This is a genomic window from Pseudomonas sp. MYb193, from assembly GCF_002966775.1.
GTDB lineage: Bacteria > Pseudomonadota > Gammaproteobacteria > Pseudomonadales > Pseudomonadaceae > Aquipseudomonas > Aquipseudomonas paracarnis.
The window spans coordinates 2,545,418-2,557,707 of the sequence record NZ_CP023269.1 but is presented as its reverse complement, the minus strand read 5'-3'; the positions used below and the strand labels follow the sequence as shown (position 1 = coordinate 2,557,707).

Genomic DNA, 12,290 nt, shown 5'->3' with positions numbered 1-12,290 from the left:
AATTTGCCGACTTGCAAGGATCTTTTGCGGGCGCGATCTGCTTGTGGCACCTCGACCTAGGTGAACCTCTCTGGTCCCCCTGCTCCAGCAATCGCCGGACCTGCATCGATGGAAGCAAAACAGCGGACGCAGATTGATATCTCCCTCAATGCACTCACCAGTAGTGAGATGAGCGCCGGGGAAACCATCTTTGAATATCCCAATTGTCATTCCCTTACTTGCGAATGCATAAGAATGTAGAGCGTAAAGAATCAATACCTCGCAATCATGTAGGAGATTTTTCTTTTCTTTGACAGGTACTTCCCGTTCGCGGTTAAGCATCTTGTAGTTAATCGGAGGAATAGGAAAAGTACGCCACGCGCCACTACCGGCGAACGATCAGACAAGGAACGAGTATGGCGATTGATATGTTTGCGAAGCGTCTCGTTAATTCAGCGCACTTTCTTGATCTGCAGCCACTTTCCCGAGGTTCGGCACTATGAGTGGAAAGCCCGCCGCCCGCGTTACTGACCCTACGACATGTCCAATTCCGGGACATGGTGTCGCCTCCATCATCGAAGGTTCTCCTGACGTCTTCTTCGATGGTTTGCCCGCAGCGCGCCAAGGTGATCTATCTGCTTGCGGGAGCCCGATCAGTTCGGCCGTATCATCGACAGTTTTTATCAATGGAAAACCTGCCGCAACGCTCGGCAGTGTGGGTGAACATGGCAACGTGATCATCGGTGGATCGGGAACGGTGATCATAGGCGATCAATTCACACCGCCCCCACTCAGCCCCATGGTGCCATTGAGCAGTTCCAATACCCATTACTCTGGACGCTTTCAACTCATAGATCAGGAAACCGGAAAACCTATCGTTGGCCGCAAGGTAAAGGTTTGGTCGAGTGCCGGTTGGAACGCGCTCGACACCACGAATAGCGAAGGCATGACATCGTGGATTAGCCATGCTGCGTCAGAGTCTATCCATATTGACTTGGTGCAGGAAGGCGAAGAATGAATGGGCAACCCAGCCTTTCTCAGGGGGGCATGAGCCCAGACGGAAAGATTAACCCTGTGGGTATTCTGAAACCGAAGCTCGATCCCCAAGACAAGAACGTACTGTGCTCGGCAATTTGCTATTGCAGCGGCACGCCCAACATCAGCCAAGATGGCAAGCATCTCAAACAGGCCTGCGTGGCCCAGCGCCTTGGGGAGCTTGACGAGATTCTCCAGAGGCGCAGTCCGTATAAGCCCGAAGTCAGTTACGACATGACCAAGCGACCACCACGGCCAATCCTCGACAGCCAAACGGGGAATGGCCCTCATGGCTGGATACCGGGCTGGATCAACAAATATTGGAATGACGACCCAGAGCATCCACCGTTCAAACCCGGGAAAGGGATGATTCGCCGGCCCGATGTGGTGATCGTCAAGGACGCCAGCAAGCCGCCAACTCAGGACAACATCAAGCAAGTGGTGGAGATGAAGTTTCCACCTGACCCACCGAAAGTGGAGCAGGCGCAGGATTATGCGAACATTGCTGGCAACAAAAACAGGGTTGTTGAGATGACATCTACCGAATGCGACTGTAACCAGCAAAGTCAGCAGTCCAATGTGCCAGTGGAGCAGCTCGGGTGGGCCGCAGCCATCGCAGGGGGGATGATGTTTATCCTGACGCGTGGCCGCTCCCCTCGACCAATGACCCCCGCTTACTAATTCGGAGGAATGCCAATGGAACCGGAATTCAATGTGGCCGAAGAACTTGCCAAGCAACCACATCTGCTGGAAATACCCGGCCACTTGCTCATGAAGTGCGGACGCCAGAACTATATCGGCGCAGTGCTCTGCCTGCGCGGGACGCTTTATTTCAAGGATGCACACACACGTTTGGTACGGGAGGCACTGTGCCAGTGCTTTGACGACTTCAAGCGCTTGGCTGAGCCCTACCTCACTTGGGTCTGGCGCGAAGAGCCTCCTCAGGGTAAACCACTTTCAGCTTATGCCGAGGCAAAGCCATTACGCGACATGATGGAAGTAATGGATGAGGATGACCTTCTCAGCTTCTACTACCTCAGTGGTAAACAATCAAATGACGCCAGCGCTTGGCTCTTCAATGTGTTTGGTACGCGAGGATGGAAGGCAAAGATGGGGGATGAAATAAGCACTCTGGAGTTCTCAGTACCGCTTCTGTACCAAGAGCAAAACCCACTCAGCTTCCTGCGTTTGTACCTTGACTCAGCACGCCGATTGGCTCCAGAACAGGGTTACGCGGGACATGCCTTCAACCTTTCCGTCACCAACCGGGACGGCAACGAACCTACTGAAGCCTTTATGGCGGCACGCATGCCTGGTTTGGATGTGGGAACAGCCGGTCTACTGGCTAATATCCCCGAGTTCAAACCTACAAAAATCAAGACGGTCAGTTGGCTGACCTTGCTCGACCAAACTCGCCTGGAGTTGGTTGGCGGCCTGGAAGGATTACGTACGCAGCTACCCTCCAGCCATTTTGCATTCTATGACTACGGTAGCGGCGTAGTGATCCAGGCCGGCGCATACCCCTACCTTGGTGGTGATGCCGAGGATCCGAAGCCGGCCACCTACGTAATACTGAACCATGTACTCAAGGGCATTCGCTACGAGACGGTGGGTTCATTGCACGGCGGCTCTCATGACGGCGAGTTGCGGCTGGTGGACTGGTCGGCTGACCAGTGGCTCAAGCGCTTGGATGTGGATACAGGCGACATCCCCAGCTGGCATGCCAAGTTACTTCGCGACGAACCCTGCCTGGATGCTACAAATACTCTGCCAGGGCGCTTATAGACGCGGCGTAATTCTCGGAGCCCACCTGCTCGACCGCCAACTGACAGAGGCGATGGCCTCACCGGAATCTGCTTAACGCGCGACCACCACGACCAATTCTTCGCGGGTGCGACTGATGTTTGCACCAGCCTTGAGCAATTCGTCGACAGCCTGTACACCGCCCTCCTCGCTGATGCCTCGGCACGCCGGCAAATGCAGGACCACTTGCAATCCAGCTTTGAGCAACTGCAACGCAGTGGTCTTGACGCAATAGTCCAGGGCCAGGCCGCCGACGATTACGCGGGCCACGCCGTGGGCCTTGAGGTACTCGATGACGCCGGTGGACAGTTTGTCGTGCAGGTCGTGGTAACAGGCGCCGTAGGGGTGCAGGTCGGGCTCGACCCCTTTCCAGATGAAGTAGTCGTAGTCATAGGGCGTGGGCAACTCATCGAGCAGGGTGAACCCCTCGGTACCCGGCACGCAGTGGCTGACCCAGGTCACATCGGCATGGGCCAGGCCGGTGGGTTGCAGCATCTCGCTGTGCTGCGCAACCACCCAGGGTGCGTGGGGGGTGTGGGCGTCCTTGCTGCCGATGCGGTGGCCGGCGAGACTGGCCATGTAATTGAGTTCGGCACCAATGCCGTCGCCACCGGCCACTGGCAACTCGTTGGGACACAAAGGCGTGAAGCTCTTCTGGGCGTCGACGTCAAATGAAGCGATGGCGGCTTTCGAAAGGCTCATGGTCGTTCTCGGGGGGTCTGCACGTACGACCGCCTCCAGGCGAGCGTAGAAATCTTGAAGTATGGGACAGTTTACTGCGGGGATCGATGCGTTGCTGACTTACCCTATTCTCAAGAACGCTGAAGTTCAAAGGTGGGAGCTGGCTCGCCTGCAATGACGGGAGTGAATCCACCAACGCTATCGCAGGCAAGCCAGCTCCCACAGTTGGGTCAGCGTTAACCGCTAGTTCAGCCAATTGCCGCCATCGACGTTGTAGGTCTGGGCCACCACATAGTCGGCGTCCGTCGACGCTAGGAAGATCGCCATGCCAGTCAGGTCTTCAGCCGTGCCCATCCGCCCAAACGGCACCTCATCCCCTACGCGTTTTTTCTTCTCGCCAGGCGCCAGCCCTTCATGCCTGGCGAACAGCGCATCCACCCCATCCCAATGCTCGCCGTCCACCACACCAGGGGCGATAGCATTGACGTTGATGCCCTGCTTGATGAGATTCAAGCCCGCCGATTGCGTCAGGCTGATCACCGCCGCCTTGGTCGCGCAATAGACCGCCACCAAAGGCTCGCCCCGCCGCCCGGCCTGGCTGGCCATGTTGATGATCTTGCCGCCATGCCCCTGGTTGATCATCTGTCGGGCTGCGGCCTGCAGGGTGAACAGGGTGCCGGCGACGTTGATCGAGAACAGTCGTTCAAAGCTGTCGCGGGTGATGTCGACGATGGGCGCCAGGTCGAACAGGGCGGCGTTGTTGATCAGGATATCGAGCTTGCCGGCGTGGCTCACCACTGTGGCGATCGCCGCGTCGATGGAGGCTTGGTCGGTGACATCCATCGCCACGGCGTAAGCATGGGGCCCCAGTTCGGCGGCGGTGGCCTGGGCCTGCTGCAGGTTGATGTCGGCGATGGCCACGGTGGCGCCTTCAGCGATGTACGCCTGGGCGAACGCACGGCCAATGCCCCGCGCTGATCCGGTGATCAGCGCGCTTTTACCTTCGAGTCGTTTCATGGGTGATCCTGTAAAGGTTATTGCCGGTAGCCGGTGAGCACCGCCTAGAACAGCTTGCCGACCTTTGTTGTTGAGCCTCGATTACAGCAGCTTGGCCTACCGCCTCACAAACGGCTGGCGAATGCGAGGCTGATACTTTTTTAACCTGAGGCACAGGATCAAAAAAGTATCAGCCTCAGGCGAAACCAGGGCTAGCGCAGCGATTGCCAGTGCGGGTATTTTGGGAAAATTGCACCACCACAAGAGGCAGCACCATGCCCGTCAGCCCTGCTACCCTGTTCGAGCATCGCCCTGCGGAGCTTGAGGTGATCCTGCCAGAACCAGAACATGGTTTTCGCTGGTTCGAACATGACTATCCTTATGAACTGGCACGCTGGAACCACCACCCTGAATTCGAAATCCACCTGATCCGCCAAGGCAGCGGCAAGCTGGTGGCGGGCGACTATATCGGTGCATTCAGCGCCGGGCATGTCGCACTGATCGGCCCTGGCCTGCCCCACGACTGGATCGGTGACCTGGCCCCCGGCGAATACCTGCACGGGCGTGATGTGGTGCTGCAATTCGACGGCGCCGCCCTGCTCGCTCTGCGCACCACCCTGCCTGAGCTCGGTGATTTACAGTCACTGTTTGCACGGGCGCGACGGGGCATCGAATTCACCGGCGAGACCGCAACGAGCGCGGCACGGCTGATGGAGGCCATCGGCTGCGCCCATGGGCTGCAACGCCTGGCCCTGTTCCTGCAATTGCTCGACACCCTGAAGAACGCACCGCCTGCACAGGCCAATACCCTGGCCAGCCCGTGCTACGCACCGACCCTGGATGCGCGCAGCGCCGAACGTATCAACAAGGCGCTTGACTACCTGATGCGGGAACTGACCGGCGATGTACGCCTGTCGGACATTGCCCGGCAACTGGACATGAGCGAACCCGGCTTTTCGCGGTTTTTCAAACGCAACACCGGCCACGGCTTTATCGACCTGATGCGCAAGTTCCGCGTGCAGCGTGCCTGCCGCTTGCTGTTGCACAGCCAAATGTCAGTGGCGGACATCTGCTTTGAGGTGGGCTACGCCAACCTGTCGAATTTCAATCGCCACTTTCGGATCGAAATGCACCAGACGCCGAGTGAGTACCGGCGGCAGGCCGCACTTCAATTATTCACCCCGGTTACCCATCACCCGCCGCCTTACTCGCCCGCCCCTTGAGCCAGTGCCTGCTGTGCCAGACGGGCAACCTGCAACTCAATCATGGCACGCTCGCGCTCCTGGTCTTCCAGAAACCAGGCGGCAGACAACCCGGCATGAGCCACCACCCATTGCAACAAACGCGGACGTGAGAGGCCGGCCGCCAGGGCGATAACCCCAACCTGGCGGCGGAAACGCAGTGGATCGCTACTGGTCGGCAAGTCCGGATTGCAGATCAGATTAGCGTAATCGTAACCGCGCTCGCCCATCACCCGCTTTGGATCGATCGCCAGCCAGCCGCGAGGGCCAAAGTCGAGGATATTGTCGTGATGGCAATCACCGTGCAGTACCACAACCTCCTGTTGCGCAGCCAGCAATGTCCGGGCCGTCGCCGCGCAGTCGCGTAAGGCACCGCCCTCCTGTTCGGCGACGTGCCACAAGGATCTGAACCACTCATCCAGCCCAACCAACCCTTCGGGCGGCGACACACGAGGCGCATGCAGCCGGGCCAGGGTTGCGCAGGCGATCTGGCTGGCTTCGTCGTCCTGACCATTGAGGGCCATGCGCATCAAGGAACCTGGGCCCGTGGCGCGTTCCATTAACACTGCAGTGTGGTCATGGGCGAACACCCGTGCCGCACCGTCACCGGCCCACCAACTCAGCAGGCGGCCGCCGAGTTTTTCCTCAGGGGTATGAGCAATTTTCAACATCGCCGGCACGCCCTTCCAGCGGACCGGCAACAGGTGGCTGCCGGGTGTGACGATAGGCTCTCCATCGGCACTCAGCTCCCAGGCACGCAGGTAGTGTTCGAACATCAGATTCCTCCACAGGGGTGACGCATCAGGATGACAGAAATCCCACTGTTTTCCTGACCAAAGCGTCGGCTAATTGCTCTTTTTTCTAAACAGTTCAAGCCATTGACCCAAGTTGGTACAACCTGTGCAAACGTTTGCGGAACGAACTGGACCGCCAAGTTCACTCCTCCCCGTCGAATCGGGTTTAAACCGCGTAAGAATAAGGACTTTCAATGCACCCCACCTCAAAGCCTCGTGCTGGTCTTGGCGTTTCGTTGCTACTGGCTGCCGTTACGGGAGTACTCAGTGCACCCATTTTGGCGCAGGAAAAGCCCGTGGATGACTCAGCACAGGGCGAAACCCTCAGCCCTGAAGCCACCCCCCCGGCGAAAAAAGGCGTGTATCTGTCCGAGTGGTTTAACCAGGACCTCACACTGATTGGCAGCAAAGACATCAGTTTCGGCCCCAAGCCTCAAGATGACGTCTACCTGGAGTACGAGTACTTCGGGCGCAAGGGCCCCTTTGAGTTGTACGGCTATATCGATGTACCGAAGATCCTCACCATTGGTAACAGTAATGACAAAGGTGTGTGGGACCATGGCTCGCCGGTGTTCATGGAGCATGAACCGCGGATCTCCATCGACTACCTCGCAGGGCGCAGCCTGGCAATTGGCCCATTCAAGGAATGGTATGTGGCCTTTGACTGGATCTACGACCACGGCAGCCGCAAGGAAAACCGCGCCAACACTCTGTACAGCGGCCTGGGCACCGATATCGACACCCACTCGCGAGTCAACCTGTCGGCCAATTTCTACGGGCGCTACCAGTGGGAAAACTACGGCGCCAGCAATGAGTATTCCTGGGACGGCTACCGAGCGCAGATGAAGTACATCGTGCCCATCGGCAAGTTCGACAACGGCGCCTCGCTGACCTACATCGGTTTCACCAACTACGATTTCGGCTCGGACCTGCACAAGGACAACCCGGCGCGCACCGCCAACTCCCTGGTGGCCACCAACGTATTGCTGTACTCGTTTACCCACCTGCGCTTTACCCTGGTCGGCCGTTACTTTCACAACGGCGGCAACTGGGAGGATGGCAGCGAGTTGAATTTCGGCGAAGGCAACTTCCGCGCACGCTCAGACGGCTGGGGTTACTACGCTGGCGTGGGCTATCAATTCTGATCAAGGAGCTGTAGATGAACGCATTGACCCGTGTCTCGCTGGCCGTCGGCCTGGCCCTATTGCCTCACGTGGTGCTGGCGGATAACCCACCACCGATCAAACCCAAGGTGATGCTGATCACCATGTTCGCCCCCGAGGCGCAAACCTGGATCGACCGCCTCGAACTTAAACAAGAGGTACGCGTTCCGGGCTTGTCCGCCGAATATCCCGTGATTCGCTGCAACACCCAAGACGTGTGCCTGCTGGTGACCGGCATGGGCCAGACCAACGCTGCCGCGTCTACCCTGGCCCTGGCCTTGTCGCCCAAGTTCGACCTGCGCCAGAGTTACTTCCTGATCGCCGGAATCGCCGGTATCAGCCCCAAGCACGGCACCATCGGCACCGCCGCCTGGGCTCATTACCTGGTGGAGTTCGGCACGCAGTGGGAGCTGGATTCACGGGATGCACCCAAGGACTGGCCGACGGGCTATATCGGGATCAACACCAAGGGCCCCAACGAAAAACCACCGTTGGACTACAAGACCGAAGTGTTTGAGCTCAACCAAAAGCTGCAAGCCAAGGCGTTTGCTTTGTCGCACAAGGTGGAGCTGACAGAAAGCACAGAGTCCGCCGCCTGGCGCAAACACTACCCCGCCGCCCCGGCCAACCAGCCGCCGCAAGTCACCCGCTGCGACACCCTTGCGGGCAACACCTGGTTTTCCGGTACCCGGTTGAGCGAACGTGCCGAAGTCTGGACCAAGTTGCTCACCGACAACAAAGGCGAATACTGCACCACCCAACAGGAAGACAACTCCACCTACGAAGCGCTGCTGCGCGCCAGCCGCGAAGGCTTGGTGGATATCCAGCGTCTGGCCGTGGTGCGCGCAGGTTCCGACTTTGACCGGCCTTACCCTGGCTACAGCGAAGTGGACAACCTGCTCAAGTATGCGGACCAGGGTGGGTTTGTACCGGCGCTGGAAAACCTGTACCGCACGGGCAACCCGTTGGTCCAGGCGATCGTGAAGAACTGGTCGGCGTGGGAAAAAGGCGTTCCCGAAACCGAATAAAGATCAACACTGTGGGAGCGGGCTTGCTGTGGCGAGCAAGCTTGCTTGCGCTGGGGTGCGTAGCGCCCCCAAAAAAGCCGGCTCCAGCTGCGCTGTCGAGCGGGAGCAAGCTCCCTCGCCACAGCAAGCCCGCTCCCACATTTCTATCCATCACGGCAGGAAGATGATTTTGTCTGGGCTGCCGTTGTTCACTTCTGCATAGCACTGAACACCCTCCACCAACGCCACTTCACGCAACCCTGTAGGCAGCGGCAACAGGCCTTCATCAAAGAAGCGCCCAAACGCCTCCAGCATCACCGCGCATTGTTCGCAGCTATAGAGCAACGAGTTGATCCCCACCACCGACCCGCCCTTACGGTACAGCGCCAGGGCCGGTAACTGCACATGGCCGTCAACCGGTGCGGCGATGATGGCGATGCGGCCGAACGGTGCCAGCCCCGCCACCGCGGCAGGCAGCCAGAAACCGGTAGTGTCAAAGATCACGTCGGCGCCGCCCTTGAACACGGCCTGCACTTGCGCGCCCAGTTCCTCCGGCTTGCCCAAGGCAATCGCCTCCAGCCCTTGGGCCTGCAACATCTCGAGCTGATCGGCCTTGCGCACGGCCGCCAATACCTGCGCACCGCGTATCTTCGCCAGCGCCAACGCCGCACTGCCGACCGCGCCGTTGGCGCCGATCACCAGCAAGCGCGTGCCCTTGCCAACGCCGCTGCGCTCCAGGGCATCCCAGGCGGTGGTATAGGGCACACCGAGGCTGGCCGCCTGGGCAAAGCTCAAGTGCGTAGGTTTGTACGCCACGCCCTTGGCTGACACGCGCAGGTATTGGGCATGGGAACCGTCAGCGAAAAAGCCCAGGTCACGACCGGTGCCCCAAACCTCCTGGCCGAGCAATGCCTGCGGGCCTTCCACCACCACGCCTGCGAAGTCACGCCCAGGGATGCGTGGCAGCGTGGTGTAGGGGAAACGGCCAAGCACGTTTTTGACGTCGCTGGGGTTCAGGCCCGCCGCGTTGACCTTGACCAGCACTTCGCCGGCAGACGGTACCGGCATGGGCACCTCCACCAGGCGCAGGTGGGCGAGGTCGCCGGTGTCGGTAAATTGCAGTGCGTTCATAGAGGGCATCCGTGGAAGGGAAAAGGGATCAGGACAACCAACCACTGACCAACTGCCGCGCCATGGGCCAGAGCTTTTCGCCGAGCAGCATGCCCATCAGGCCGACCAGTGCGATAGCGGGCGGTGCAGGCGAGCGGAAGTCCAGCGCGCCGTAGATCACGCCGACAAACAGGCCGATGGCCAAGGAAATCAAATAGCTCATGAATGCTGTGCCCGGTTGATTGATGGGCTCAGTCTAGGGCGCGTCTACCGTGGGTATCGGCCAAGTGCTTCAGGATTTCGGCCATCCCCTGTACTGCGACGGTGACACTCCCAGTTCACGTCGGAACATGTCGCTGAAGCTGCTGGGCGAATAGCCCAGGGTACGCGCTATGCCGTTCACCGACTGGCCCTGGATCAACTCCGCCGCCGCCGTAGCCAACTGCACCTGACGGCGCCACTGGGCAAACCCCATGCCCAGGTGCTGCTGGAACAACCGCGCAAGGGTGCGCACACTGGCGCCCGCCGCCTCGGCGTGCTGCTCGAACGGGATGTCCAGGGAGGGCGACGCCATGACCGCCTGGCACGCATTGATCAGCCGACGATCCGCCGCTATCGGCATGGCGATGCGAATAGGCGAGCGACGTGCGCGTTGCAACTCCAACAGGGCCAGGCCCACCACAGCGTCATAGTAAACCGCATCACCGTGATCACCCTGCTCTACCAAGGTCACGATCAACTCCCGCAACAGGCGGCCCACTTCGATGACCTGCACCTGGTTGTCCAGCGTCGCCGCCAACGCCGGGCGCAGGTAGATATTACGCATCTGCAAATCGGAGACCACACGGATCCCGTGCTCCACCCCCGGCGGCAACCACACCGCGCGCTGGGGCGGCACTACCAGGGCTTCGCGGGGCGTCTCGACCCACATCACTCCGCTCATGGCGTAGAGCAACTGGCCCCAATCGTGGCTGTGCGGCTCTACGTACAACCCACGCGGGTAGGTACGCGCCAACGGCTGCACGGGAACGGCGTGATCACTGAGGTCGGGGGGCGCGGCCAGGGCCATGGCGGGTACACATCAATCGGGTCGGGAGACCATGGTAAAGACTGGTCGCCGGCAAGCGAACTGTTTTTACTCATCCTGCAGGCACCGGGTGCCCGGGCCTGCAGGTCAATCCTGTCAACCGTGGGCTGACTTGGCGCATTCGCAACCCGTCGCCGCCGCGCAGGGTTCACCATGAGCATGGTGCTCGGCACAGCCCTGGCAGCAATAGCCCTTGCCGTCTTTCATTATTGCGTCAGCGCCCAGTACACATTTGCAGTGAGGGCAAGCACAGGTTTGATCTGGCATGGTCAGACTCCTTTTTCATGGTCGTCCGGTGCGGCGAGCGCCGCACCTTAAGCAGTGACCCTGGGCAAGCAAGCATGGTTCAGCGCCGTCAGTCGGCCCGGCGGCTATTACTGCGGTACATGAACACCAACGCCAGGGCAAGCAATAGCATGGCGAGGATACGGCTGCCCGACAGCTCGATTGCCGGGTTGCCCAGCCAGCCAAAGTTGTCGATCAGCATGCCCATGCCCAGTTGCCCGACAATCACCGCCACCGTGGCGACGGCTGTGCCGACCACAGGCACCGCGCCGACCATCACCATCATGTACACCACGCCAAACAGGGCACCGGTCAATTGCCACTTTGGCACCTCCAGCAGGCTGACGGCCTGGGCCGGTTCGAAGAAAAATATCAACAGCGCCGTGGTCAGCGCGCCCACCGCGAAGGTCAACAGACTGCTGCGCAATACCCCCACCGTCTGGCCCAGACGCCCATTGATAGCGGCCTGCACACTCAGCACCGCCCCCGCTGCAATCACCACCACCAACAACATAAACAGATTCATCGCCTTAGCCTCGTGCAATCAGAACCAGAGCCGCCACAATCAACGCTAACGCGATCCAGCGGTCGCCATTGACCCGTTTGCGCGCCGTGCCGAACCAGCCGAAGTGGTCGATCAACACACTCTTGCCCACTTGGCCCGAGAGGATCGCGATCATGGTCATCGCGATGCCGATGTGCGGTGTAGCCAGGGTCAATACCACCACGTACATCGGCCCCAGAAACCCGCCGATCAGCTGCCAGCGCGGCAGTTGCGTGAAGGCCGGGCCCTTTTGCGGACCGCTGAACAGCAGCAGCAAAAACAGAATCGCCGTGCCAACACCAAAGATGCTCAACGTCGCCCACAAATGCCCGACCTGCGCGCCCAATGGCCCGAGCAACCCGGCCTCCACCGACAGGCCCATGCCCGCCAGAATTACCAACGGCAACAGCAGCAGCCGTAAAAGGTTATTGCTCGGCCTGGCCTGCGCCAAGCCTTCGGTAGAACGTGTCTGCATACATCACCCGTGTATCTCAAGAAGGGAAAAACATGGCGCGCATTATCCGGTGGCCGTGTTGTGCGATAAATGGGAATATGCGGACAACAC

General features: G+C 59.6%; 15 protein-coding genes. 6 read left to right on the top strand and 9 right to left on the bottom strand.

What is annotated here, in order from left to right; all coding sequences use genetic code 11:
• The first annotated feature begins 478 nt into the window (after positions 1–478).
• The 3 genes from CLM72_RS11940 to CLM72_RS11930 are packed head-to-tail and all read left to right on the top strand — an operon-like array spanning position 479 to position 2,799.
• Positions 479–997 (top strand): PAAR domain-containing protein, encoded by a 519-nt coding sequence (locus CLM72_RS11940; RefSeq protein WP_082430432.1) that lies wholly within the window; start codon positions 479–481, stop codon positions 995–997.
• The gene (locus CLM72_RS11935; RefSeq protein WP_105226577.1) at positions 994–1,695 is read left to right on the top strand and encodes a VRR-NUC domain-containing protein; all 702 of its coding nucleotides are present in this window, start codon (positions 994–996) and stop codon (positions 1,693–1,695) included. Before CLM72_RS11940 ends, CLM72_RS11935 begins: the two co-directional genes overlap by 4 nt.
• Before the next feature lie 15 nt (positions 1,696–1,710).
• Entirely contained in the window at positions 1,711–2,799 is a 1,089-nt protein-coding gene (locus CLM72_RS11930) for a DUF3396 domain-containing protein (RefSeq protein WP_054918663.1), read from the top strand.
• A 72-nt stretch (positions 2,800–2,871) separates the two neighbouring features.
• On the opposite strand, the gene CLM72_RS11925 is transcribed toward CLM72_RS11930, so the two are convergent.
• Both CLM72_RS11925 and CLM72_RS11920 read right to left on the bottom strand, forming a co-directional pair.
• Positions 2,872–3,519, bottom strand: a complete 648-nt coding sequence (locus tag CLM72_RS11925) for a nicotinamidase (RefSeq protein WP_105226576.1) — start codon at positions 3,517–3,519, stop codon at positions 2,872–2,874.
• A gap of 222 nt (positions 3,520–3,741) precedes the next feature.
• Positions 3,742–4,515: an L-iditol 2-dehydrogenase gene (locus CLM72_RS11920; RefSeq protein WP_105226575.1), complete on the bottom strand. Its 774-nt coding sequence runs from the start codon at positions 4,513–4,515 to the stop codon at positions 3,742–3,744.
• 254 nt (positions 4,516–4,769) lie between these two features.
• Between CLM72_RS11920 and CLM72_RS11915 the strand changes: the two genes are divergently transcribed.
• On the top strand, positions 4,770–5,717 hold the full coding sequence (locus CLM72_RS11915; RefSeq protein ID WP_105226574.1) for an AraC family transcriptional regulator: 948 nt from the start codon (positions 4,770–4,772) through the stop codon (positions 5,715–5,717).
• Here CLM72_RS11915 and CLM72_RS11910 read toward each other — a convergent pair.
• Positions 5,699–6,511, bottom strand: coding sequence for an aminoglycoside phosphotransferase family protein (locus tag CLM72_RS11910; RefSeq protein WP_105226573.1), 813 nt, complete (start codon positions 6,509–6,511; stop codon positions 5,699–5,701). The two genes, CLM72_RS11915 and CLM72_RS11910, sit on opposite strands and share 19 nt — an antisense overlap.
• 212 nt (positions 6,512–6,723) lie before the next feature.
• On the opposite strand from CLM72_RS11910, the gene CLM72_RS11905 reads away from it, so the two are divergent.
• Both CLM72_RS11905 and CLM72_RS11900 read left to right on the top strand, forming a co-directional pair.
• Positions 6,724–7,674: a nucleoside-specific channel-forming protein Tsx gene (locus tag CLM72_RS11905; protein WP_105226572.1), complete on the top strand. Its 951-nt coding sequence runs from the start codon at positions 6,724–6,726 to the stop codon at positions 7,672–7,674.
• A gap of 14 nt (positions 7,675–7,688) precedes the next feature.
• Positions 7,689–8,720, top strand: a complete 1,032-nt coding sequence (locus tag CLM72_RS11900; RefSeq protein WP_105226571.1) for a purine nucleoside permease — start codon at positions 7,689–7,691, stop codon at positions 8,718–8,720.
• A gap of 150 nt (positions 8,721–8,870) precedes the next feature.
• Here CLM72_RS11900 and CLM72_RS11895 read toward each other — a convergent pair whose 3' ends face one another.
• The 6 genes from CLM72_RS11895 to CLM72_RS11870 form a co-directional block, all read right to left on the bottom strand.
• Positions 8,871–9,830 (bottom strand): zinc-binding alcohol dehydrogenase family protein, encoded by a 960-nt coding sequence (locus tag CLM72_RS11895; protein WP_105226570.1) that lies wholly within the window; start codon positions 9,828–9,830, stop codon positions 8,871–8,873.
• Positions 9,831–9,858: 28 nt separating this feature from the next.
• A complete protein-coding gene (locus CLM72_RS11890) occupies positions 9,859–10,032 on the bottom strand; it encodes a DUF1427 family protein (RefSeq protein WP_014718843.1) in 174 nt (57 codons plus the stop codon).
• Positions 10,033–10,101: 69 nt separating this feature from the next.
• Positions 10,102–10,878: a helix-turn-helix transcriptional regulator gene (locus CLM72_RS11885; RefSeq protein ID WP_105226569.1), complete on the bottom strand. Its 777-nt coding sequence runs from the start codon at positions 10,876–10,878 to the stop codon at positions 10,102–10,104.
• A 114-nt stretch (positions 10,879–10,992) separates the two neighbouring features.
• Positions 10,993–11,163, bottom strand: a complete 171-nt coding sequence (locus CLM72_RS11880) for a putative metallothionein (protein ID WP_019816816.1) — start codon at positions 11,161–11,163, stop codon at positions 10,993–10,995.
• 88 nt (positions 11,164–11,251) lie between these two features.
• The gene (locus CLM72_RS11875) at positions 11,252–11,707 is read right to left on the bottom strand and encodes a DMT family transporter (RefSeq protein WP_003191976.1); all 456 of its coding nucleotides are present in this window, start codon (positions 11,705–11,707) and stop codon (positions 11,252–11,254) included.
• 4 nt (positions 11,708–11,711) lie between these two features.
• Positions 11,712–12,200 carry a DMT family transporter gene (locus tag CLM72_RS11870; protein ID WP_105226568.1) on the bottom strand — a complete coding sequence of 163 codons (489 nt, stop codon included), beginning with the start codon at positions 12,198–12,200 and terminating at the stop codon, positions 11,712–11,714.
• Positions 12,201–12,290: the final 90 nt, after the last annotated feature.

Excerpts from the sequence above, each read along its gene's own strand:
- CLM72_RS11905 (WP_105226572.1), top strand. The coding sequence starts at position 6,724 with ATGCACCCCACCTCAAAGCCTCGTGCTGGTCTTGGCGTTTCGTTGCTA.
- CLM72_RS11920 (WP_105226575.1), bottom strand. The coding sequence starts at position 4,515 with ATGAAACGACTCGAAGGTAAAAGCGCGCTGATCACCGGATCAGCGCGG.
- CLM72_RS11880 (WP_019816816.1), bottom strand. The coding sequence starts at position 11,163 with ATGCCAGATCAAACCTGTGCTTGCCCTCACTGCAAATGTGTACTGGGC.
- CLM72_RS11935 (WP_105226577.1), top strand. The coding sequence starts at position 994 with ATGAATGGGCAACCCAGCCTTTCTCAGGGGGGCATGAGCCCAGACGGA.
- CLM72_RS11910 (WP_105226573.1), bottom strand. The coding sequence starts at position 6,511 with ATGTTCGAACACTACCTGCGTGCCTGGGAGCTGAGTGCCGATGGAGAG.
- CLM72_RS11925 (WP_105226576.1), bottom strand. The coding sequence starts at position 3,519 with ATGAGCCTTTCGAAAGCCGCCATCGCTTCATTTGACGTCGACGCCCAG.
- CLM72_RS11915 (WP_105226574.1), top strand. The coding sequence starts at position 4,770 with ATGCCCGTCAGCCCTGCTACCCTGTTCGAGCATCGCCCTGCGGAGCTT.
- CLM72_RS11890 (WP_014718843.1), bottom strand. The coding sequence starts at position 10,032 with ATGAGCTATTTGATTTCCTTGGCCATCGGCCTGTTTGTCGGCGTGATC.
- CLM72_RS11930 (WP_054918663.1), top strand. The coding sequence starts at position 1,711 with ATGGAACCGGAATTCAATGTGGCCGAAGAACTTGCCAAGCAACCACAT.
- CLM72_RS11870 (WP_105226568.1), bottom strand. The coding sequence starts at position 12,200 with ATGCAGACACGTTCTACCGAAGGCTTGGCGCAGGCCAGGCCGAGCAAT.
- CLM72_RS11895 (WP_105226570.1), bottom strand. The coding sequence starts at position 9,830 with ATGAACGCACTGCAATTTACCGACACCGGCGACCTCGCCCACCTGCGC.
- CLM72_RS11885 (WP_105226569.1), bottom strand. The coding sequence starts at position 10,878 with ATGGCCCTGGCCGCGCCCCCCGACCTCAGTGATCACGCCGTTCCCGTG.
- CLM72_RS11900 (WP_105226571.1), top strand. The coding sequence starts at position 7,689 with ATGAACGCATTGACCCGTGTCTCGCTGGCCGTCGGCCTGGCCCTATTG.
- CLM72_RS11940 (WP_082430432.1), top strand. The coding sequence starts at position 479 with ATGAGTGGAAAGCCCGCCGCCCGCGTTACTGACCCTACGACATGTCCA.
- CLM72_RS11875 (WP_003191976.1), bottom strand. The coding sequence starts at position 11,707 with ATGAATCTGTTTATGTTGTTGGTGGTGGTGATTGCAGCGGGGGCGGTG.